Origin of the sequence: Nonomuraea sp. NPDC049486 (genome assembly GCF_040676925.1) — a bacterium.
Lineage (GTDB): Bacteria > Actinomycetota > Actinomycetes > Streptosporangiales > Streptosporangiaceae > Nonomuraea > Nonomuraea ferruginea.
Genome location: NZ_JBFAPV010000009.1, coordinates 182,277 through 203,730, shown reverse-complemented (window position 1 = coordinate 203,730; position 21,454 = coordinate 182,277). Strand labels below are relative to the sequence as shown.

The window sequence follows — 21,454 nt, the reverse complement described above, 5'->3', positions numbered from 1 at the left end:
ATCACGGTGGGCTCACGGCTCGCCGTCGCGCCGTCGCCTGCGGCGCAGCACCGCCGACGGACGCACCTCCAGCCCGCGCGGCACGGTCCAGCCGCGCCACTCGGCGACGATCCGCAGCAGAACGCCGAGCGTGATGGCGGCGACGGTGCCCGCGACCGGGAATCCGGTGGCGATGCCCAGCACCTCCACGGCGGCGACGAGGACGGCCACGGAGGCGTACCAGCGGGTGTCCTGCAGCACCGCGGGGACGCGCTGCAGGAGCAGGTCCCGGATCGCGCCGCCGCCGACCGCGGTGATCGTGCCGAGCAGGATCGCCGGGAGCCAGCCCAGGCCGACCCCCATGGTCTTCTGCGCCCCGACGGACGCCCACACGCTGAGCGCCGCCGCGTCCAGGAACTTGAACGCCCGGCTCCAGTCGGGCGGTGAGATGTCGAGCAGGAAGGCGACCCCGGTGCCGGCGAGCGCGGTGGGGATGTAGGCGGGGTCGGTGAGTGCGGCCGGAGGGCCGTGCTGCAGCAGCACGTCGCGGATCAGCCCGCCGCCGAGCCCGGAGGCGATCCCGATCACGAGGAAGCCGAACAGGTCCAGCCGGTCGCGCCGCGCCACCGTCCCGCCGAGCAGGGCGTTGAGGAACACCCCGACCAGGTCGAGGACCGTGGTGGCCGTGTCCATCCGCACCCTCCCGAGGGTAATGATCACCGTGTCCGGGGTCGCGGGTGTTGGTAAGGATGTTGCCGCAGGTTGGCGTATACGAACCGGCCCGTCGGGGATGACCAGGTATGTCCGTACTCATGAGAGGGGCACGGCATGCCGGGCGGCACAGAGATCCTCGCCGGCCTGGACCGGATCAGGCCCGGCCTGGAAACGCTCTACAAGGACCTGCACGCCCACCCCGAACTCGGCCACGCCGAGCACCGCACGTCCGCCGAAGCCGCCAGGCGGCTGACCGGCTGCGGCTACGACGTGCGCGCCGGGATCGGCGGCACCGGAGTGGCCGGCGTGCTGGAGAACGGCGACGGGCCGGTGGTGCTGGTCCGCGCGGACATGGACGCGCTCCCGATCCGGGAGCGGACCGGCCTGCCCTATGCCAGCACCGTCACCGCCCCGGGCGACGGCGGCGAGCCGCGGCCGGTGATGCACGCCTGCGGGCACGACGTCCACGTCACCTGCCTGCTCGGCGCCGCCCGGCTCATGGCCGAAGCCCGCGACGCCTGGAACGGCACCCTGGTGGCGCTCTTCCAGTGCGCTGAGGAGCCCGGCGACGGCGCCGACGCCATGCTCTCCGACGGCCTGGCCGACCGTGTCCCCCGGCCCGGCGTGTGCCTGGCCCAGCACGTCCTGCCGTTCCCGTCGGGTCGGGTGGGCACCCGCCCAGGCCCGGTGCTCTCGTCGGCCGACAACTACCGGATCACCGTGCACGGGCGCGGCGCGCACGGCTCGCGGCCCGAGTCGGGGATCGACCCGGTGGTGATCGCGTCCATGATCGTGGTGCGGCTGCAGACCATCGTCTCCCGTGAGATCGGCATGCTCACCCCCGCCGTGGTGACCGTGGGCAGCCTGCACACCGGTACCAATCCCAACAACATCCCCGAGTCGGCCCGGATGGAGATCAACGTCCGCACCTACGACGAAGACACCCGGGCGAAGGTGCGCGCGGCCGTCGAGCGCATCGCCAGGGCCGAGTGCGCCGCGGCCGGCGCCCCCGAACCACCGGACATCGAGCGCTTCGGGAGCTTCCCGCCGACCGTCAACGACGAGGCGGCCACCCGCCGGGTCGCCGACGCGTTCGCCCGGCACTTCGGCGACCGGGCCGGCACACTCGACCCGCAGACCGCCAGCGAGGACTTCAGCAGGATCCCCGACGCCTTCGGCGTCCCGTACACCTACTGGGGAATCGGCGGCACCGACCCCGGCCGGTACGCCCGCGCGGCGGAGCAGGGCACCCTGGACAGCGACATCCCGGTCAACCACAACGCCCGCTTCGCCCCGGTGCTCCAGCCCACTCTCGACACCGGGGTGCGGGCGATCGTGGCCGCCGCCGCCTCATGGCTCGTGACATCGGCGTCGTAGGCTCGGCACGGGTTCCCCCGAGGAGGCAGCATGACCGTACGCGTGGAACGCCGGGGCCAGGTCACCACAGTGGTGATCAGCAGGCCCGAGGCGCGCAACGCGGTCGACCGCGAGACCGCCGGCGCGCTCGCCGCCGCCTTCCGCGAGTTCGACGCGTCCGACGCCGACGTGGCCGTGCTGTGGGGCGAGGGCGGCACGTTCTGCGCCGGAGCCGACCTCAAGAAGCTGGACAACCACGTCGGCGAGGAGGGCGACGGGCCGATGGGGCCGACCAGGCTGCGGCTGTCCAAGCCGGTCGTCGCCGCCGTCTCGGGCCACGCGGTCGCGGGCGGGCTGGAGCTGGCGCTCTGGTGCGACCTGCGGGTGGCGGAGGAGAGCGCGGTGTTCGGGGTGTTCTGCAGGCGGTGGGGGGTGCCGCTCATCGACGGCGGCACGGTCAGGCTGCCGCGCCTCATCGGCCGGAGCAGGGCGATGGACCTGATCCTCACCGGCCGCCCGGTCGGCGCGCGCGAGGCGTACGAGATGGGCCTGGCCAACCGGGTGGTGGCCGACGGGACGGCCCGCCGGGAGGCGGAGGCGCTGGCCCTGGAGATCGCCCGATTCCCGCAGGCGTGCCTGCGGGGGGATCGGATGTCCGTCCTGGAGCAGGAAGGGCTGGGGGAGCGGGAGGCCATGCGCAACGAGCTCCGGCACGGCCTGGTCTCCCTGCCGGACGCCGCCTCCGGTGCCGCGCGTTTCGCCGGGGGCGCGGGCCGGCACGGGGACTTCGGAGCGATCTGACCCCGGGCTCCTACGCGGTGCCCAGGACCGGGTAGTTGGCCCTGAGGACGCCGTGCGGGTCGCGGGCCCGCTTGAGGTCACGCAGCCGGGCGAGGGTCCCGGCGTCGAAGGCGGACGCGGCCTGCTCCCCGCTGTGCAGCATCGTGTACGGCTTGCGCCCGCTCGTGTGCGGCACCAGGGCCTTCGACAGCACGTCCATCCGCTCGGCGGTGCCGGGCATGGCCGGGCCCACCATGTACAGCAGGTACGGCTCGGTCAGCTCGCCGGCCGCGCCGCCCGAGGGGCGGGTCAGGGCGCCGCCCAGGTGCCGCACCTGGACGTTGAAGAGCGGATCGATCGGGTCCGCGAGCAGCGCGGCCGCCACCGCGTCGTCCAGCCCGGTCAGCAGCTCCACCCGCCCGGCCGACGGGGTCGGGTCGGTCGGCTCGGCGCAGATCGAGCCGAGGTCGGCGACGGGCAGCACCGCCCTGGTGTCGCCGATTGCGCCGCCGATCGCGTCGAACGGGCGCAGCAGCTCACCGGGGTCCTCGCCCAGGTACGTGCAGTCCACCGCGACGAGCCCCGGGGCGCCGGGGAACTTCAGCAGGTCGAACCAGACCGTCAGCTCCTCGGGCGCGCCGGCCGTGACCTCGCGGAAGGCCGCCAGCACCTCGGGCGCCCGCTCGGCCGGCCACATCATCCGCCCGCCGTACAGGACGGGCGCCGGGCTCAGCGCGAACTCCAGCCCGGTCACCACCGCGAAGTCGCCGCCGCCCCCGCGCAGCGCCCAGAACAGCTCCGGGTCCGACTCGGCGGTCACCCGCACCCGCGCCCCGGTGGCGTCCACCACGTCGGCGGCCAGCACGCTCGCGGACGCGAACCCGTACTTCCTGCTGAACCAGCCCAGCCCGCCGCCCAGCGTGTACCCGGTCACGCTCACCACCGGGGAGCTGCCCGCGACGCCGGTCAGCCCGAGCGGCCCGGCCGCGGACAGCACCTGGCCCCACTTCGCGCCCGCGCCGGCCCGCGCGACGCCGTCCGCGATCTCGACGGTGTCCATCAGGTGGGTGCGCAGCAGGATCACGCCCTCGGCCGTCACCGCGCCGTGTCCGCTCGCCTGGGTGGTCACGGTGAGCCCGTGCAGCGCGGCGTGGCCGACCGTCGCCGCGACGTCGTCGGCGCCCGCCGCTTCCACGACCGCCGCGACCGGCTGGTCCACCGACAGGTTCCACGGCGTACGAGCCTCGTCGAACCCCGCGTCACCCGGGAGCCACAGCCTGCCCTTGATCATGTTCTTCAGCTCGTTCATGGGGACAAGCATGCGTTTTCCTGTTTGCGGCTGACTTGGGGTTGACTTGGGGTTCGTGGACGTGCGACTGCTCGGCCCCCTGGAGGTGGCCGACGCCTCGGGGGCGCGGCTGGACCCCGGCACCCGCAAGCAGCGGGCCGTGCTCGCCATGCTCGCGCTCAGCCCCGGCCGCCCGGTCTCGCTGGACCGGCTCGTCGAGGAGCTGTGGGCGGGCGAGGCTCCGGCCAAGGCGACGGCCACCCTCCAGGCGTACGTCTCCCACCTGCGGCGGGTGCTGGAGCCCGGCCGCCGGCCGCGCACCCCGCCGCGCCTGCTGCTCACCCGCGAACCCGGCTACCTGCTGGACATCACCCCCGCCCAGACCGACGCGGGCCGGTTCGCCGCGTGGGCGGCCGACGGACGCCGGCTGCTGGCGGCGGGGCGGCCCGCCGAGGCGGCGGGCGTGCTGGACCGCGCGCTCGGGCTGTGGCGCGGGGAGCCGCTGGCGGAGTTCCCCGGGCTGGGGTTCGCCGGGGCGGAGGCGGCCCGGCTGTCGGAGCTGCGCTCGGGCGTGGTCGAGGACCGGCTCGCCGCCCGGCTGGAGCTCGGCGAGGCGAGCGTGCCCGAGCTGGAGGAGCTGGTCTCGGCCGGCCCGTACCGGGAGCGGGCCTGGTCGCTGCTGGTGCTGGCCCTCTACCGGGCGGGACGGCAGGCCGAGGCGCTGTCCGCCCTGCGCCGGGTGCGCGCGCTGCTGTCGGACGAGCTCGGCATCGAGCCGGGACCGGCGCTCCGGCGCCTGGAACAGGCTGTCCTCACCCAGTCGCCCGAGCTGGAGACGCCTTCGGCGACCGAGGCGGGGCTCGCCGCGACAGGACCGCAGGCTGCCGAGGCCCGGCACGGCGGGTCCGGAGTGGCCTGGACACCTGCTCCGGCGGTGGCCGGGGGCGCCGGGGTGGCGCGGCATCGGGAGGGCGGACGCGAAAGGCTGGTCGGGCGGGAGAGAGAGGTGCGGGCGCTGGAGGAGCGGCTCGCCGAGGCCAGGGGAGGGCGTGGCGGGCTGGTCATCGTGAGCGGCGAGGCGGGCATCGGGAAGACGAGCCTGGCCCGCGCCGCCGCCGACGTCGCCGGGTCCCGAGGGTTCCGGGTCGTCTGGGGACGGTGCCCCGACGAGGGCGGGGCGCCCGCGTTCTGGCCCTGGCGCCAGGCGGGGGTGCTGCCCGCGCGGCCGCGCGCCGAGCTGTTCGACCTGTACGACGACGTCCTGGCGTACCTGCGCGAGGAGCCGACCCTGCTGGTGCTGGAGGATCTCCACTGGGCCGACGCCTCGTCGCTGAAGCTCCTGGAGTACGTCTCCGCCGAGCTGCCGCGTACCGCCACGCTGGCGATCGTCACACTCCGGCCGGACGAGCAGCGGGAGCGGCTCGGCGAGACGCTGGGCGCGCTGTCGAGAGAGGGGCTGCGGCTGCCTCTCGTTCCCTTCGGCGCCGACGAGGTACGCGCCTACCTGCGGCAGCGGGACGTGCGCGCCGACCCGGTGGCGCTGCTCGACCGGTCCGGCGGGAACCCGTTCTACCTGGAGGAGCTGCTCCGGCTGCCGGAGAGCGAGCGCGACCGGGTGCCGCCCGGCGCCCGCGACGTCATCGGCCGCCGCCTGGCCAGGCTGCCCGGCCCCACCCAGGACCTGCTCAAAGCCGCCGCCGTGGCGGGCCGCGAGGCGGACGTGGACCTGCTGTCCGCCCTCGCCGGCCGTCCGGTCGAGGACGTCATGACCACCCTGGAGCCCGCCCTCGCCACCGGCCTGATCACCGAGTCGGCCACCGGCTACCGCTTCTCCCACGCCCTGGTCCGCGAGGCCCTCGACACCGGCCTCACCCGCCTCGACCGCGCCCGCCTCCACCTCCGCGCCGCCGAACACCTCGAACGCGCGTCGGCTATCGGCCCCGCCGACCGCCTGGAAGGCGTGTCGGCTCCCGGCCCCGCCGACCACCTGGAAGGCGTGTCGGCTCCCGGCCCCGCCGACCACCTGGAAGGCGCGTCAGCTCCCGGCCCCGCCGACCACCTGGAACGCCGCCCCGACGGCGCTGTTGGACGGCGCCTTGAGCGGGCGTCGGGCGCCGATGCCGGGGGCCGGTCGGCGGAGCGGGCGTGGGGCGGGGATCTCGGTGGGCGGAGCGCGGGTCCCGATCCCGCGGTGCTCGCGGCGCACTTCGCCGCCGCCGCTCCGCTGGCTCCCGCCGGGAAGGCTGTCGCGTACGCCACCGAGGCCGCGCGCCAGGCAGCCGGGCGGCACGGTTACCAGGAGGCCGTCGCGCTGTGGGAGCTGGCGCTGGCCCACCTGCCGCCCGGCGACTCGGCCGCCCGCTGCCGCACGCTCACCGGCCTGGGCCAGGCCAGGCGTGCGGTCGGCGACGCCGAGGGCGCGTTCCGCGACCTGGCCGAGGCCATCGCGCAGGCGCAGCGGATCGGCGACCGGGCGGCGCTGGTGCCGGCGGTGACGGCGTTCGGCGCACCCGCCGTGTGGAACTGGCGGCCGTACGGGTTCGTCGACGACGACCTGGCCGACGTGCTGGAGAACCTGCTCGCCGGCCCGCTCGGCGACCACGACAGGGCGGCCCTGCTCGGCACGCTCGGCGTCGAGCTGCACTACGGGCCGCGCCGCGCGGAAGGGGAGCGCCGGGCCGCCGAGGCGGTCGAGCTGGCCCGCGCCACCGGCGACCCCGCCCTGCTGGCCAGGACGCTGAACAACTACCTCCTGGCCGCGTTCGTACCGGGACGCAACCACGAGCGGCTGCGCGCCGTCGACGAGCTGCTCGCCATCCCGTGCCTGCGCCGCGAGGAGAGGCTGGTCGCCCGCGCCATCCGCATGTCGTGCCTGCTGCGCGCCGGCGACCTCGCCGAGTGGGAGCACGAGCTGTCCCGCTGCGAGCAGCTCCTGCGCGAGCTGCGCAGGCCCGAGCTGGAGGCGATGGTCCGGGTGGCGCAGACGGGCGGGCTCATGCTGCGCGCCCGCTGGGCGGAGGCCGAGTCGCTGCTGGAACGCTTCCCCGCGCCCCGCTACGGCGCCAGCCTGTGGGGCCTGGACGCGCGCCGCCTGATCGCCCGCTACCTGTGCGGGCGCGCGCGGGGCGAGGCCGCCGGGCTGGTGGACGAACTGGTCGCCGCCGCCGAGCCCGCGCTGATGGCGCCGGTACGCCCCGTCGCGATCCTGGCCGCCCTGGAGAACGGCCGCGAGGTCCTGGCCCGCGAGCTGCTCGCCCGATGGGGCGGCACCCTGCGGGAAGACTGGTCCGCCGACTTCCTGTGGCCGGTGTGGGGCCTGGTCGCCGCCAGGCTCGGCACCCCCTCGCCCGGCGACCTCTACGCCCGGCTGCTGCCCATCGCCGACCAGCTCGTGGTGATGGGCTCGGGCAGCGCCGTCTTCGGCTCGGTCCGCGACGCGCTGGCCCAGCTCGCGCTCCGGCTCGGCCGTACGGAGGAGGCGGCGGAGCACGCGCGGGCCGCGATCGCCGCGCACCAGCGGCTGGGCCTGCCGTACTGGGAACAGCACAGCCACGACCAGTGGCAGTCCGCCACCGAACGAGCGAACCTCCGGTCATAAAACCTGCCCCAGCCGGAACGGCACGCACCCCGTCCAGCCCGCGCCGATCGGGCCGGGACAGCGTCTCCCTGTCCGGAAGCGCGTCGTGCCGGTGCCGTGGGGATGTCGGGGGGTGCGCGTATCGTGACCACATGTCTGACATCGAGGTCGCCGGCCGCGAAGTCCGCATCACCAGCCCCGACAAGGTGATCTTTCCCCGCACCGGCCACACCAAGCTCGACCTGGTGCGTTACTACCAGGCCGTGGGCGAGGCGGCGCTGCGCGGCGTCCACGGGCGGCCGATGGTGCTCAAGCGGTTCGTGCGCGGCGTGGAGGAGGAGCCGTTCTTCCAGAAGCGCGCCCCCGCCAAGCGGCCCGGCTGGATCGAGGTGGCCGAGCTGAGATACCGGTCAGGGCTCAGCGCGGAGGAGGTCGTCTGCACCGATCTGGCCCAGCTCGCCTGGGTGGTCAACCTCGGGTGCGTCGACCTCAACCCGCACCCCGTGCGCGCCGACGACCTGGCCCACCCCGACGAGTTGCGCATCGACCTCGACCCGGTGCCCGGCGTCGAGTGGGACGACGTGCTGCGCACCGCCCAGGTGGCCCGCGAGGTGCTCGCCGACCACGGCCTGACCGCCTGGCCCAAGACGTCCGGCTCGCGCGGGTTCCACGTCTACGCCCGCATCGACCGGCGCTGGCCGTTCGCCCAGGTGCGCAAGGCGGCCGAGACCGTGGCCCGCGAGGTCGAGCGGCGCGCCCCCGACCTGGCCACCAGCCGGTGGTGGAAGGAGGAGCGCCACGGCGTGTTCGTCGACTTCAACCAGAACGCCTACGACCGCACCGTCGCCTCCGCCTACTCGGTGCGCGCCGTCCCCGACGCCCGCGTCTCCACCCCGCTCACCTGGGACGAGGTGCCGGGCTGCCGGCCGGAGGCGTTCACCGTCGACACCGTTCCCGCCCGGCTGGCCGAGTCGGGCGACCCGTGGGAGGACATGGACCTGCACCCCGGCTCCCTCGACGGCCTGCTCGCGCTGGCCGAGGAGCTGGGCCCGCCGGCCAAGCCGCCCAAGGGCACCGGCCGCAGGCGGCAGACCAGACCCGTCATCGAGATCGCCAAGGCCCAGCACAAGGACGAGGCGCTGGCCGGCCTCGAACGCTGGAAGGCCCGCCACCCCGGCGTCGCCGCCCGGCTGGAGCCCGCCGACGTGCTGGTCGACGGCATGCGCGGGCGCAGCAGTGTGTGGTACCGGATTCGCGTCAACCTCCAGCACGTCCCCGAGGCGGAGCGCCCGCCGCAGGAGCCGCTGGAGGTCGACTACGACCCCTGGAGTTAGCGGCCGGAGATCAGGTCGGCGATGCGGGCGTAGGGCGAGGTGGTGGTGCCGTGGTCGTTCTCGCTCCGGTCGGCGGCCCTGTAGAGGGCGTAGATCAGCTGCACGCCGATCCAGCGCAGCGGCTCCGGCTCCCACTGCCGCACCTGGCGGCCCACCCACGGCAGCGACGTCAGCTCGGTGTCGCGCCGCAGCACCAGGTCGCGCAGCGTGCGCCCGGCCAGGTTGGTGGTGGTCACGCCGCTGCCGACGTAGCCGCCCGCCCAGCCGAGCCCCGTCTCGTGGTCCAGGTGCACCGTCGAGCACCAGTCGCGCGGCACCCCGAGCACGCCGCACCACGCGTGCTGCACCCGCGCGTCGGCGGTGGCGGGGAACAACTTGACGAGCATCCGCCAGAGCGACGCGACCGTCTGCGCCTGCGTGGCCCCCCAGACGTCGGTACGCGACCCGTACCGGTAGGGCACGCCCCGCCCGCCGATGGCGATCCGGTCGTCGGCCGTGCGCTGCGCGTAGATGTAGCCGTGCGCCTGGTCGCCGAGCAGTTCGTTGCCCGACCAGCCGATGTGCTTCCACATCTCGGCGGGCAGCGGCTCGGTGACGATCATCGAGCTGTTCATCGGCAGCCACTGCCGGTGCTGGCCCGTCAGGCTGGCGGTGAAGCCCTCCGTCGCGCGGATCACGTACTCGGCCGTGACCGTGCCGCGCGTGGTGACGGCCGACGCCCGGCCCGCCTCGCGCGGGCGGATCTCGGTCACCGTGGTGCTCTCGAAGATGTCCACGCCCAGCGCCTCGGCGGCGCGGGCCAGCCCGATCGCCAGCTTGGCCGGCTGGATGCGGGCGCAGTGCGGCGAGTAGGCGCCCTCGATGGCGCCGGCCACGTGCAGCCGCTCGCCCATCTCGTCGCGGTCCATCAGGCGCATGTCGTCCTCGCCGTACCCCCACGTGCGCAGGTCGGCGACCTCGGCGCGGAGGCGGCGGCGCTGCGCCGGGTTCGTGGCGGCGTGCACCAGCCCGCCCTTGTGGACGTCGGCGTCGATGCCCTCCTCGCGGGCCACGTCGATGACCTCGTCCACCGCGCGGAACATGGCGTGCTGCAGGTCGATCATGGCCTGGCGGCCCCGCGCCCTGGCGTGCCGCTTGCGCGACCCGGCGAACTCCGCCGACAGCCAGCCCCCGTTGCGGCCGGACGCGCCGAATCCGGCGAACTCCTTCTCCAGCACGGCGATCCGCAGGTCAGGCTGGGCCTTCTTCAGGTAGTAGGCCGTCCACAGGCCGGTGTAACCGCCGCCCACGATCGCCACGTCGTACACGCGCGGGCCGGGCAGCGGCGCCCGGCGCGCCGGCAGTCCGGCCTGCCGGTACCAGAACGAGACCCCGCCGTTGGCGAAGTCCCCCGTCAGCGGGATCCCATTCACGTCTGAAACCGCCTTCCATGTCAGGCTAGTGGGGAAGAGAGGAACGGAGCCGGGCGCCCCGTCGGTGATCCGGGTGCTCAGGCCGGGGTGGGCGGGCTGATCACCCAGATGACCTCGGCCGGCTGGTCGCCCTCGTTGGCCACGCGGTGCGGCACCGAGGTCCGGTACTCCACGCTGTCACCCGGCCCGAGCACGTGCGGGGAGGCAGAGCCCGACGGGCCGAGCCACACGGTGATCCGGCCGTGGAGCACGAGGAGGATCTCCTGCGACTCGCCGTGGGAGTACGGCTCGTCCCCGGTGGAGGCACCGGGGTCGAACTCGCCCGCGTACACCTCCACGTTCTGGAGGGGACGCTGGGAGATCAGGTACTTGCGGGTGCCGGGGGCGGTGCGTAACTCGGGACGCGACGGGCGGCGCACCACGCGGTGCCCGATCTCGTCCTCCTCGCTGAACAGGTCGGCCACGGTCAGGCCGAGCGCCGTGGCGATCCGCCTGAGCATGCCGATGCTGGCGCTGGTCCGGCCGCGCTCAAGCTGGCTGATGAAGCTCGGGCTCGCTTTCGCCTCGACGGCCAGTCCACGCACGGTCATGCGGCGCATGTTCCGGTACGTCCGGATGCGCGCACCCAGGCGGGCGGTCTCTTGCTCCGTCATCGAACCCTCGGTCGGCGGCACTGAACAAGGTGTTCAGTGTAACGGAAGGGACCGTACAGGTTAGGAGAAACCCCAGCAAAACGGCATACTACGCCCGGGTCTGCCGCTGGTAACCCTCGTCGCCGCCGTACACCCGCACATCCGGATCGCGCTCCGGCTGGTTCGCCGGGCTGGTCGGCGACGCGGTGTGCTCCTCGGCGAAGTCGTCCGACAGTTCGGCCGCCGGCGTCAGCCACTCCCGCCACCCGAGCGTGCCCAGCGGGGCGTTCCTGACCATCAGCCGGCCCGCCCGCTGCTCGGCCGCCGCTTTGCCGGGATAGCGCACCCGCGGGCACAGACGGCGCAGCCCGCGCGCCCTGAGCCAGGTCCTGACCAGCTCGGAGGTGCTGAGCACCTCCGGTCCGCCGTACGCGAGCGCCGCCCGGCGCGGCTCGCCCGCCAGCAGCCCCGTCAGGTAGCCGGCCACCTCCCGGGCGTCCACCGGCTGCCAGGGCAGCGACGGGTCCACCGGGAGCACGGGGGAGGCGGCCCACTGCCGCAGCAGCAGGTCCAGCGACTGGTGCAGGTGGCTGTGGCGGACGAGGGTCCAGCCCAGGCCGCTGCTCCTGACGACGCGCTCGGCGTCCTCCCGGCGCCGGCGCTCCCGCCCGGTCGCCGGCGCCGCCACCCGCAGCAGGTGCGGCACGCCCGCCCCGCACGCGGCGGCCACCAGCGCGCGAGCGGCCGCCGGGTCCGCGCGCCGCTCAGGCAGGAGCAGGACGGCGTCGCAGCCGCGCACGGCGTCCTTCACCCGCTCGCCGGGGAACCACCGGGAGTCGCCGCCTTCACCAGGTCCCCGGCCCAGCGCTCGGACCTCGTGACCCGCCTTGACCAGGGCGGGCACGGTGGCCCTGCCCAGCGCCCCGCCCGCTCCCGACATCAGAATGCGCATGCCGGGCTACTACCCCCCACCTGCGGGTTCAGGCGGCAGCGGAGTACGACTCGGCGATGCCCCCCGCCGCCGTGCGCAGGATGTCGACCAGGCGCGGCAGCTCGCGGGCCCGGCGGGACGCCAGCACGATGCCCAGGGCGGCGATGGCCCGGCCCTCCACCAGCACCGGGGCGGCGGCCGAGCAGGAGCCCAAGGTCATCTCCTCGTACGTGAGCGCGTATCCCTGGGCGCGGACCGTGGACAGCTCGCGGGCCAGCCGGCCGGGCTCGGTGATGGTGTGCGGCGTGGGCCGCTCCAGCTCACGCGCCAGATAGGCGCGGACGAACCAGTCGGGCTCGTAGGCCAGCAGCGCCTTGCCCACCCCGGTCGGGTGCATCGGCAGCCGCCCGCCCGCCCTGGACACGATCGGCACCGCCCGCCGCCCGTACACCTTGTCGACGTACAGCACCTCCAGGCCCTCGCGGACGGCCAGGTGGACGTTCTCGCCGGTGCCGGCGAACACCTCCTGCAGCCACGGGTGCGCCAGGTCCTGCAGCCGGCCGGGCGCGAGCTGCCCCAGCTCCCACAGCCGCAGCCCCACGCTCAGCCGCCCGTCGGGGCCGCGGCCGAGCGCCTGCCACCGCTCCAGCTCGCCCACCAGCCGGTGCGCCGTCGTCAGCGGCACCCCGCTGCGCGCCGCCACCTCGGTGAGCGTCAGCCGTGGGTGCGCGGCGTCGAACGCGCCGAGGATCGCCAGGACCTTGGACGTCACGCTCCTGCCCGGCTCCCGTGCTCCACCTGCCATGCGCCCATCCTCGCAGGATTCTTCCGCTCAGTGGAAGCGCCCCCTCGATCCGCGGGGCGGGAAGGCAGGATGCTTTCCGCATGCGGACTCAGGTAGGGATCATCGGAGCCGGGCCCGCCGGCCTGCTTCTGTCTCACCTGCTCCACCTGCGCGGCATCTCCTCGGTGGTGCTGGAGAGGCGTAGCCGCGACTACGTCGAGCGGCGCGTCCGCGCCGGGGTGCTGGAGCAGGGCACGGTGGACACGCTCGTCGAGGCGGGCGTCGGCGGGCGGATGCTCCGGGAGGGGCTGCCCCACCACGGCATCGAGCTCAGGTACGGCGGCGCGGGACACCGCGTCCCGTTCGAGAAGCTGGTGCCCGGCCGGGCCATCACCGTGTACGGGCAGCAGGAAGTGGTCAAGGACCTCATCGCCGCCAGGCTGGAGGCGGGCGGCGACATCCGGTTCGAGGTCGAGGACGTGGCGCTGCACTCCCTGGAGGACCGGCCCTACCTGACCTTCGGCGGCGAGCGGCTCGACTGCGACGTGATCGCCGGCTGCGACGGCTTCCACGGCGTGTCCAGACCGGCCGTGCCCGAGGGCGTGCTGACCGCGTACGAGCGCGAGTACCCGTTCGCCTGGCTCGGCATCCTCGCCAACGTCGCGCCCTCGTCCGAGGAGCTCATCTACGCGCGCAACGAGCGCGGCTTCGCCCTGCACAGCATGCGCTCACCCACGGTCAGCCGGTTCTATCTGCAGGTGCCGCCGGACGCCGACGTCGACGACTGGCCCGACGGGCGCGTCTGGGACGAGCTGAAGGCCCGCCTGGAGACCGTGCCCGGCTTCACCCTCACCACCGGTGAGATCGTGGAGAAGGGCGTCACGCCGATGCGCTCCTTCGTCGTGGAGCCCATGCAGTACGGCAGGCTCTACCTGGCCGGCGACGCCGCCCACATCGTGCCGCCCACCGGCGCCAAGGGCCTCAACCTGGCCGTCGCCGACGTGCGCGTGCTGACCGAGGCCCTGGCGGCGTACTTCGAGGACGGCTCGGCCGAACTGCTCGACGGCTACTCCGCCGCCTGCCTCAAGCGGGTCTGGCGGGCCCAGCACTTCTCCTGGTGGATGACGACGCTGCTGCACACGTTCGACTCCGACGACGCCTACGGGCGGCGGCTGCAGCTCTCCTACCTGGACTACGTGACCTCGTCCGAGGCGGCGGCGACCACCTTGGCGGAGAACTACGTCGGCTACGAATGGTGACCGAAGGACAGACCATGACTCATCCGCCCTACCTGTATCCCGGCTACCAGAGCACCGTGCTGCGCGCCCCGTCGCGGCCCCCGGTGGCGTTCAAGGCCGACCCCGACGCGATCGAGCTGAGCAGCCCCGTCTTCGGGCACGATGAGGTCGGCTCCCTGGACGCCGACCTGACCCGGCAGCACGCCGGCGAGCCGATCGGTGAGCGGATCATCGTCACCGGCCGCATCCTGGACGACGGCGGACGCCCGGTCCGCGGCACGCTCGTGGAGGTCTGGCAGGCCAACTCCGCCGGACGGTACGCGCACGCGGGCGACCAGCACCCGGCCCCGCTCGACCCGAACTTCACCGGCGCCGGCCGCTGCCTCACCGACGACGAGGGCCGCTACCGGTTCGTCACGATCAAGCCTGGCGCGTACCCGTGGCGCAACCACCCGAACGCCTGGCGGCCCGCCCACATCCACTTCTCGGTGTTCGGCACCGCCTTCACCCAGCGGCTCGTCACCCAGATGTACTTCCCCGGCGACCCGCTCATGCCGTTCGACCCGATCATGCAGTCCATCCCGGACGAGGCGGCCCGCCAGCGGCTCGTGTCCTCGTACGCGCACGACGTCACCCAGCCCGAGTGGGCGCTCGGCTACACCTTCGACGTCGTCCTCGGCCGTACCCCCATGGAGTCCTGATGCCCGCGACCCCCTCGCAGACCGTCGGCCCCTTCTTCGCGCACGCGCTCCCGTACGAGCACGACTGGGAGCTCGTCCCCGAGCGGCACCCGGAGGCGATCACGCTCACCGGCCGCGTCTGGGACGGCGCCGGCGAGCCGGTCCCGGACGCGCTGCTGGAGCTGTGGCTCGGCCGCACCGGCGACCGGGGCGCGCTCCGCCGCGGCGACGGCGGCGTGTCCGGATTCGGCCGCTGCGCCACCGATCCCGACGGCCGCTACCGCTTTCGAACCATCCGTCCCTCCGGGCCGTACCTCTCCTTGCAGATCTTCGCCCGCGGCCTGCTGCGCTCCGTCCTGACCCGCGTGTACCTGGAGGACCTTCCTGACCCGCTCCTGGACGGACTCGACCCGGCCAGGCGTGCGACACTCCTCGCGACGGGGAAGGGGGACACCTACGAGTTCGACGTACGCCTGCAGGGCGAAGGGGAGACGGTGTTCCTTGACTTCTGACGACACCCCCGACACCGCGTCGGGGGGTTCCGGCGCTCCCTCCGGGGGTTCTGGTGCTGCCTCCGGCGGTGCGGTAGCGGGCGCGTCGGGGGGTTCCGGTCCTGCCTCCGGGGGCTCCGGTCGCGCGGCAGCGGGCGCCTCCCGAGGTTCTGGTGCCGCTTCCGGGGGTTTCGGCGGTGCGGCAGCGGGCGCGTCCCGAGGTTCCGGTGCCGCCTCCCGGGGGACCGCCGCCGGCGCGGGTAGCTCCGGAGAGGTTTCGGGGGCGCTCGATACCGGGCTCCTGGCGCCGGTGCGTGCGGGCGTCCGCGTCGAGGAGTTGACGTCCGACCAGGCCTGGGTACGGGCGATGCTGGACGCCGAGGCGGCCTTGACCCGAGCGCAGGCGCGGGCGGGCCTGGTGCCGGAGGAGGCGGCGGCGCTGATCGGCCGCGCGGCGGCGGAGCTGGACGTGGACGTGCCCGCCCTGGCCCGACGCGCCCGCCGGTCGGCCAACCCCGTCGTGCCGCTGGTGTCCGACCTGCGCGAGGCCGCCGGCGCGGCGGCCTCCCACGTGCACCTGGGCGCCACCAGCCAGGACATCCTGGACACCGCCGCGATGCTGGTCGCCCGCCGGGCGTCCGAAGCCATCCTCGCCGACCTCGACGCCGTCGCGGCGTCCCTGGCCGGGCTGGCGGAACGGCACCGCACCACGGTGATGGCCGCCCGCACACTGGGCCAGCAGGCCGTCCCCACCACCTTCGGCCTGAAAGCGGCCACCTGGCTGGCAGGCGTCCTGCGCGCCCGCGACCGCCTGGCGGCCGTCCCCCTCCCCGCCCAGCTCGGCGGGGCCGCCGGCACCCTCTCCGCCCTCACCGAAGCCACCGAAGGCCCTCCCACGAGCGCCCAGTCTCCCGAAGGAGCGGAGGCCGCGGGGACATCCCTTCCAACTCCACACCAGCCCGGCGAAGGCCGTTCCCCTTCCGCCCTCACCGAAGCCGCCGAAGGCGCTTCCGCGAGGGCGCAGTCTTCCGAAGGAGCGGGAGCCGCAGAGACCCCCTCTCCCACTCCACACCAGCCCGGCGAAGGTCGTACGAGTGAAGGGCGGGCGGCCTCTGGCGTCGGTGAACACCCGCCTTCGGTAGGGGAACGGGCCCTGCGCGTCGTCGAGTTGTTCGCCCAGGAGACCGGGCTGGTCGCGCCCGAGATCCCGTGGCACGCCGAACGGTCGGTCGTCGCCGACCTGGGCGCGGCGCTGGCCGGTGTGTCGACGGCGCTCGGCAAGATCGCCGCTGACGTCGTGCTCATGTCGCAGACCGAGGTCGGCGAGGTGGCCGAGGCGTCACCGGGCGGCTCGTCCGCCATGCCGCACAAGCGCAACCCCGCCCTGTCCGTCCTGATCCGCGCCGCCTCGCTCCAGGTCCCCGTCTACGCGCAGGCGCTGGCCCAGGTGGGGGAGCACGAACGCGCGGCGGGCGCCTGGCAGGCCGAGTGGAGCCCGCTCCGCGAGTGCCTGCGGCTGACCGGCGGCGCCGCGGAGACCGCCGCGGAACTGACCGCCGGCCTCCAGGTCTTCCCGGGGAAGATGCGCGCCAACGCCGGGCTCACCGGAGGCCGCATCGTCTCCGAACGCCTGGCCGCCCACCTCGGCCGGGACGCGCTCACCGAGACGCTCCGCCGGGACGGCTCCCTCGACGCCCCCGCCGACCTGCTGGACCCGTCCGGCTACCTGGGCGCGGCCCCGGCCCTCACCGACCGAGTCCTGGCCGCGTACCGAGACAGAGAAGGACACCAGTGAAGCTCCATCATCGCGTCGACGGCCCCGCCGGCGGGCCGCTGCTCGTGCTCGGCCCGTCGCTGGGCACCACCCTGGACGTCTGGAAGCCGCAGCTGCCGGCGCTGACCGACCGGTGGCGGGTGCTCCGGTACGACCTGCCGGGACACGGCGGCTCGCCCGCGGCCGGCGGGTTCACACTCGACGACCTGGCCCTGGCCGTGCTCGACCTCGTGGACGAGCCGTACTTCGCCATCGGCGGGATCTCGGTCGGCGGCGCGGTCGCCGCGACCGCCGCGCTCAGGGCGCCGGAGCGGGTGCGGAGCCTGATCATGTGCTGCTCGTCCGCCAGGTTCGGCGAGCCGGGCCCCTGGCGGGAGCGGGCGGCACAGGTACGGACCGCGGGCGTGCGGTCGCTCGGGCCCGTGCTGGCCTCACGCTGGTTCACCGACGGGTACGACGGAGGCTGGGTCATCGACATGCTCGGCCAGGTCGACGACGAGTCCTACGCCGCCTGCTGCGAGGCGCTGGCCGGTTACGACCTGAGGACCGGGCTGCCGGAGATCGCCGCGCCCGCGCTGATCATAGCGGGGGCCGACGACCCGGCGACGCCGCTGGAGCACGCGCTCACCCTGACCACCGGCATCCCGGGCGCCCTGCTCGCGGCCATCCCGGCGGCCTCGCACCTGGCGACCGTCCAGCGTCCGGTCCCGGCGACGGCCGCGATCCTGCGCCACCTCTCCGACACCTGGCCGGCGGGCGCGGGCAAGGCCGCGGGGGAGAGCCGGGCCGACGGGATGCGGACCCGGCGCGAGGTGCTCGGCGGCGCGCACGTCGACCGGGCCAACGCCGCCATCACCGACTTCACCCGCGACTTCCAGGATTTCATCACCCGCTACGCCTGGGACGAGATCTGGAACCGTCCCGGCCTCGACCGGCGCGCCCGCAGCGTCGCCACGCTCACCGCGCTGGTGGCGCGCGGTCACATGGAAGAGCTCGCGATGCACGTACGGGCGGCTCTGCGGAACGGGCTCACCCGCGAGGAGATCAAGGAGGTGCTGCTGCAGACCGCCGTCTACTGCGGGGTCCCGGCGGCCAACTCGGCCTTCGCGGTGGCGCAGCGCACGCTCGCGGACATCGACGCCGAAGGGTAAAGGGGTTTTGGGGTGGTTTATGGTTTAAAGGTGCATTTCGAGGATGGGTGGGCGGCTGCGCCCCTGCAGTGGGTGATGGGGGAGCTGGGCCAGGACCAGCTCGCCAGGATGGCCACCGACCCCGCGCTGGTCGCCGCGGTGGACCAGCACGCCGCGATCCTGCGGGACACGATCCCGCTCGACCCCGAGATCCTGGGCGACTACGTGCTGGGCTTCCTGGACGGACTGCGCGAGTGGGGCTGGTTCTACGACGGCCTGCCCGACCCCCCGGCGCTCCGCCTGACGGCCGCGTGCTGGCTCGCCCACCGGCACGGCTTCCTCACAGGCGACCTCCCCGCCTGAGCCGTCCGCCGGACCGTCATGCCCGCGCCGGCAGTTGGTCCAGCGGCTCGTTCCGGTACAGGCGCCCGATGGCATCGGCCAGGAGCGGCGCCACCGAGCACACATCAAGCGGCATCCCCGAGTCGGGCCGCTGCGCGACGGTGTCGGTGACCAGGATCCGCCGGATCGTGGCACGGCTGAGGCGCTCGGCCGCCGATGCCACGAACAACCCGTGCGTCGCCACCACCACGATCTCCGGCGCGGCACCGTGGCCGGCCACCACCTCCGCGGCAGCCTCGATAGTGCCGCCGGTACTGATCATGTCGTCGACGATGACCACCGGACGATCCCGTACATCCCCCACCAGTTCCTCGGCGACCACACGTGTCCCGCTCAGCCTGGTCTTGCGCACCACCGCCACAGGACACGACAGCAGAGCGCCGTAATGCTCCGCCAGCTTGACCGCGCCGAGATCAGGCGCCACCACCACGGCCTCGTCCGGCACCTGCTCCCCCAGCACGCGGGCGAGGGCTGGCACGGCCGTCAGCATCTCCACCGGAACAGCGCAGATCGCCTCCAGCGCGGTCGTGTGCGGATCCGTCACGATCAGACGCCGCATCCCGGCCGAAGCGAGCGCGTCCGCGACGACGCGGATTCCGATCGCCTGCCCGGACCGGCCACGACGGTCCTGACGGGCGTACCCGAAGTACGGCATGACCGCGGTGATCTGCGCCGCGCCCGCCCGACGGCAGGCGTCGATCAGCAACAGCGACTCCATCACGTGCTCGTTGACCGGCGGGCTCGTGGGTTGGACCAGATAGACGTCCGCACCCCGCATCCCGCCCACGACGGGCCGGAGCTCTCCGTCCGGAAATCGCTCCACCGCCGCGGAGACCGGCGCGATGCCGAGAATCCCGGCCACGGAGCCGGCCAGCACGTGGTTGGCCGTTCCCGCCACGATCTGCAGTGTCATCGGTGTGGTCCACCTCCGCTCCTGGCGGGGCGCCTACCCCTCGCTGCCCTCGCTCCCCCTCCGGCCCAGGCCGGCTGCGAGCAGCAGCTCGTGGGCGAGTCGTGCGGCCCGCTCCGCATGCGGCTGCCCGGGCTCCTCCACCGGCGGGCTCTCCAGGCCGCGGGCCAGGGCCAGACTCGCCTCCGCCAACGCCTGGAGCTGCTGGTCGACTTTGTCGGCCCGGGCCCTGAGAGCGTTCAGCTCGGCCTCGAGCGCATGAGTTCGTTCTTCTGAAGAAACCACGTCAGGCTGGGGCTCGGACATCTGACCCACCTCTCAGGAAGCGCTCGCTCTGCTTTCCCCCTGCCCAGGGTCGGCGCGGTGTCACAGCGTCCAGACCTCCTGACCGCCTGATGGTGATGCGGAGAGGTCGGTGGGCGGGATCTCGAACCGCCCGCTCGCCTCTGCCATGAGCTCGTTCAGCCTTCGGGTGCGGCTCCGTCGCCTGTGACCAGCACGGCCCCCGGTGAACGCCGGGGTCGCGGCCGGGCCGAGTCGGCCCGGCCGCCCCTGCATCGTCCCGGAGGGCGGCAGGAGTCAGGGCTCCCGGATGTCCGGCCGGGTGGAGCCGACCGTCCCGGTGCCGGTCTGCGGCGTGATCCGCTGCTCCGACGTGCCGCGCTCGGCCATCTCCTCGGGCGTCATGGCACGGGCGTGCTCACGCCCCTGCTGGTACGCCTCCGCGTGCGCCCTGGCCTGCGGCGCCTCCTCCTCGATCCGGCTGAGCCAGCGCTCCCACCGCTGCTGCATGGGCCGCACGAGCCCGCCGCCGACGCCGATGGCCGCGATCGCGCCCACTGTGGCGAGCGCCGCGATCAGGACCGGGGTGGTGACCGCCGTGGCCACGCCGATCTGGTTGAGCGCGGCGATGATCCCCAGCGCCCAGATGAACACTTCCGCGGCCACGGCCAGCAGGCGGCCGTAGGACAGCCCGCCGAGCGCGCCCCTGATGATGTCGCCGACGGCCTTCGCGATCGCGCCGGCCACCACGATGATCACGATGGCCACGATCGCCATGGGCAGCCACGCCACCACGGCGTTCAGAAGCGCGGAGATCGGGTTCGGCCCGAACACGCTGAACGCGATCTGCAGGGTGACCAGGATGATCGCATAGAAGACGATCCTGGCGAGCAGGCTGCTCGCGTCGTACTGGCTGCGCTCCAGCCACCTCTGCACGCCACTGCGCTGGACGGCCCGGTCGAACCCGACCCGCTCCAGAACCTTGTCGACGACCTTCTCCAGTAGCTTCGCCACGATCCAGCCGATGATGAGTATGACCAGGAACGCGATGAGTCTTGGTACGAATGTCGCGATCATTCGCCAGGCATCGGATATGCCCTGGCCTATGTTGATGTCCACGGTTTCCCCCTCCGAGGAGCCAATGTCAGCGCGCTACCCGCTCGGAGTGGCTATATGCACGCAGCGTGACATAATCTGCGCAGAAGCGGCCAAATGGTAAACAGAGCGTGATGATGGACGCCCTTGAGGTCAAGGCCGCTCGATGATTCGCCCTGGCCCGGTGCAACGAGAAAGCCCCAGACCTGGCGGGTGCCAGAATCTGGGGCTTTGTGGGGTGGACGATACTGGGATTGAACCAGTGACCTCTTCCGTGTCAGGGAAGCGCTCTCCCGCTGAGCTAATCGTCCGTATTGAGTTGTCACTCAGAGCGGAAGACGGGATTCGAACCCGCGACCCTCACCTTGGCAAGGTGATGCTCTACCCCTGAGCCACTTCCGCATGGCACTGCTCTTACCTTAGCGGATTCTCGTGAGATCCGCCGAACCTGCCGAGGTGGAGACGGGATTTGAACCCGTGTAGACGGCTTTGCAGGCCGCTGCCTCGCCTCTCGGCCACTCCACCAGGAGTTGAACTCCGAGCGGAAGACGGGATTCGAACCCGCGACCCTCACCTTGGCAAGGTGATGCTCTACCCCTGAGCCACTTCCGCGTGTCTCCGGCGCCAGCCGGTTACGAAGAAAACCATATCGCTTTCCGGGAGTG

The 21,454-nt window shown here is 73.6% G+C and carries 19 protein-coding genes and 4 tRNA genes; 10 read left to right on the top strand and 13 right to left on the bottom strand.

The features are described 5' to 3' along the window. Positions 1-12 precede the first annotated feature (12 nt). On the bottom strand, positions 13-672 hold the full coding sequence (locus tag AB0K05_RS26085; RefSeq protein WP_364232643.1) for a TRIC cation channel family protein: 660 nt from the start codon (positions 670-672) through the stop codon (positions 13-15). Positions 673-807: 135 nt separating this feature from the next. Here AB0K05_RS26085 and AB0K05_RS26080 point away from each other — a divergent pair, with 135 nt between their 5' ends. Together AB0K05_RS26080 and AB0K05_RS26075 are read left to right on the top strand one after the other, a co-directional pair. Then, positions 808-2,070: an amidohydrolase gene (locus tag AB0K05_RS26080; protein WP_364232371.1), complete on the top strand. Its 1,263-nt coding sequence runs from the start codon at positions 808-810 to the stop codon at positions 2,068-2,070. Positions 2,071-2,100: 30 nt separating this feature from the next. Further along, entirely contained in the window at positions 2,101-2,850 is a 750-nt protein-coding gene (locus AB0K05_RS26075; RefSeq protein ID WP_148030650.1) for a crotonase/enoyl-CoA hydratase family protein, read from the top strand. A gap of 10 nt (positions 2,851-2,860) precedes the next feature. Here AB0K05_RS26075 and AB0K05_RS26070 read toward each other — a convergent pair whose 3' ends face one another. After that, on the bottom strand, positions 2,861-4,138 hold the full coding sequence (locus tag AB0K05_RS26070; RefSeq protein WP_364232368.1) for an FAD-binding protein: 1,278 nt from the start codon (positions 4,136-4,138) through the stop codon (positions 2,861-2,863). A 55-nt stretch (positions 4,139-4,193) separates the two neighbouring features. On the opposite strand from AB0K05_RS26070, the gene AB0K05_RS26065 reads away from it, so the two are divergent. Both AB0K05_RS26065 and ligD read left to right on the top strand, forming a co-directional pair. Then, complete coding sequence (locus AB0K05_RS26065; RefSeq protein WP_364232366.1) at positions 4,194-7,715, top strand: BTAD domain-containing putative transcriptional regulator; 3,522 nt, start codon at positions 4,194-4,196, stop codon at positions 7,713-7,715. A 131-nt stretch (positions 7,716-7,846) separates the two neighbouring features. After that, positions 7,847-9,028, top strand: coding sequence for a non-homologous end-joining DNA ligase (gene ligD / locus AB0K05_RS26060; protein ID WP_271278173.1), 1,182 nt, complete (start codon positions 7,847-7,849; stop codon positions 9,026-9,028). Here ligD and AB0K05_RS26055 read toward each other — a convergent pair. From AB0K05_RS26055 to AB0K05_RS26040, 4 genes are all read right to left on the bottom strand, one after another. After that, positions 9,025-10,440, bottom strand: coding sequence for an FAD-binding oxidoreductase (locus AB0K05_RS26055; RefSeq protein ID WP_148030654.1), 1,416 nt, complete (start codon positions 10,438-10,440; stop codon positions 9,025-9,027). The two genes, ligD and AB0K05_RS26055, sit on opposite strands and share 4 nt — an antisense overlap. 77 nt (positions 10,441-10,517) lie before the next feature. Continuing rightward, positions 10,518-11,093 carry a cupin domain-containing protein gene (locus tag AB0K05_RS26050; RefSeq protein ID WP_364232363.1) on the bottom strand — a complete coding sequence of 192 codons (576 nt, stop codon included), beginning with the start codon at positions 11,091-11,093 and terminating at the stop codon, positions 10,518-10,520. A gap of 88 nt (positions 11,094-11,181) precedes the next feature. Beyond that, complete coding sequence (locus tag AB0K05_RS26045) at positions 11,182-12,024, bottom strand: SDR family oxidoreductase (RefSeq protein WP_148030656.1); 843 nt, start codon at positions 12,022-12,024, stop codon at positions 11,182-11,184. 28 nt (positions 12,025-12,052) lie between these two features. Then, positions 12,053-12,808, bottom strand: a complete 756-nt coding sequence (locus tag AB0K05_RS26040; RefSeq protein ID WP_148030657.1) for an IclR family transcriptional regulator — start codon at positions 12,806-12,808, stop codon at positions 12,053-12,055. Positions 12,809-12,888: 80 nt separating this feature from the next. Between AB0K05_RS26040 and AB0K05_RS26035 the strand changes: the two genes are divergently transcribed. The 6 genes from AB0K05_RS26035 (at position 12,889) to AB0K05_RS26010 (ending at position 18,463) form a co-directional block, all read left to right on the top strand. Beyond that, entirely contained in the window at positions 12,889-14,046 is a 1,158-nt protein-coding gene (locus AB0K05_RS26035; protein WP_148030658.1) for a 4-hydroxybenzoate 3-monooxygenase, read from the top strand. A 14-nt stretch (positions 14,047-14,060) separates the two neighbouring features. Next, positions 14,061-14,726 (top strand): protocatechuate 3,4-dioxygenase subunit beta, encoded by a 666-nt coding sequence (gene pcaH, locus AB0K05_RS26030; RefSeq protein ID WP_148030659.1) that lies wholly within the window; start codon positions 14,061-14,063, stop codon positions 14,724-14,726. Beyond that, on the top strand, positions 14,726-15,217 hold the full coding sequence (locus tag AB0K05_RS26025) for a protocatechuate 3,4-dioxygenase subunit alpha (protein WP_148030660.1): 492 nt from the start codon (positions 14,726-14,728) through the stop codon (positions 15,215-15,217). Before pcaH ends, AB0K05_RS26025 begins: the two co-directional genes overlap by 1 nt. 289 nt (positions 15,218-15,506) lie before the next feature. Further along, positions 15,507-16,991: a lyase family protein gene (locus AB0K05_RS26020; RefSeq protein WP_271278175.1), complete on the top strand. Its 1,485-nt coding sequence runs from the start codon at positions 15,507-15,509 to the stop codon at positions 16,989-16,991. After that, positions 16,988-18,121 (top strand): 4-carboxymuconolactone decarboxylase, encoded by a 1,134-nt coding sequence (pcaC, locus tag AB0K05_RS26015; protein ID WP_271278176.1) that lies wholly within the window; start codon positions 16,988-16,990, stop codon positions 18,119-18,121. The genes AB0K05_RS26020 and pcaC overlap by 4 nt, the downstream gene beginning before the upstream one ends. Before the next feature lie 30 nt (positions 18,122-18,151). Continuing rightward, positions 18,152-18,463 carry a DUF6401 family natural product biosynthesis protein gene (locus AB0K05_RS26010; protein WP_219547587.1) on the top strand — a complete coding sequence of 104 codons (312 nt, stop codon included), beginning with the start codon at positions 18,152-18,154 and terminating at the stop codon, positions 18,461-18,463. 16 nt (positions 18,464-18,479) lie between these two features. Here the strand turns inward: AB0K05_RS26010 and AB0K05_RS26005 are convergent, their stop codons facing one another. The 7 genes from AB0K05_RS26005 to AB0K05_RS25975 form a co-directional block, all read right to left on the bottom strand. Next, entirely contained in the window at positions 18,480-19,400 is a 921-nt protein-coding gene (locus tag AB0K05_RS26005; protein WP_271278177.1) for a ribose-phosphate pyrophosphokinase, read from the bottom strand. Positions 19,401-19,448: 48 nt separating this feature from the next. Then, entirely contained in the window at positions 19,449-19,718 is a 270-nt protein-coding gene (locus AB0K05_RS26000; protein ID WP_219547583.1) for a hypothetical protein, read from the bottom strand. A gap of 273 nt (positions 19,719-19,991) precedes the next feature. Further along, positions 19,992-20,807, bottom strand: a complete 816-nt coding sequence (locus AB0K05_RS25995) for a hypothetical protein (protein ID WP_148034451.1) — start codon at positions 20,805-20,807, stop codon at positions 19,992-19,994. A 221-nt stretch (positions 20,808-21,028) separates the two neighbouring features. Then, positions 21,029-21,100, bottom strand: a tRNA-Val gene (locus tag AB0K05_RS25990). 19 nt (positions 21,101-21,119) lie between these two features. Then, positions 21,120-21,191: transfer RNA gene (locus AB0K05_RS25985), tRNA-Gly, on the bottom strand. Positions 21,192-21,243: 52 nt separating this feature from the next. Beyond that, positions 21,244-21,314: transfer RNA gene (locus AB0K05_RS25980), tRNA-Cys, on the bottom strand. 15 nt (positions 21,315-21,329) lie between these two features. Then, positions 21,330-21,401, bottom strand: a tRNA-Gly gene (locus AB0K05_RS25975). Positions 21,402-21,454 lie beyond the last annotated feature (53 nt).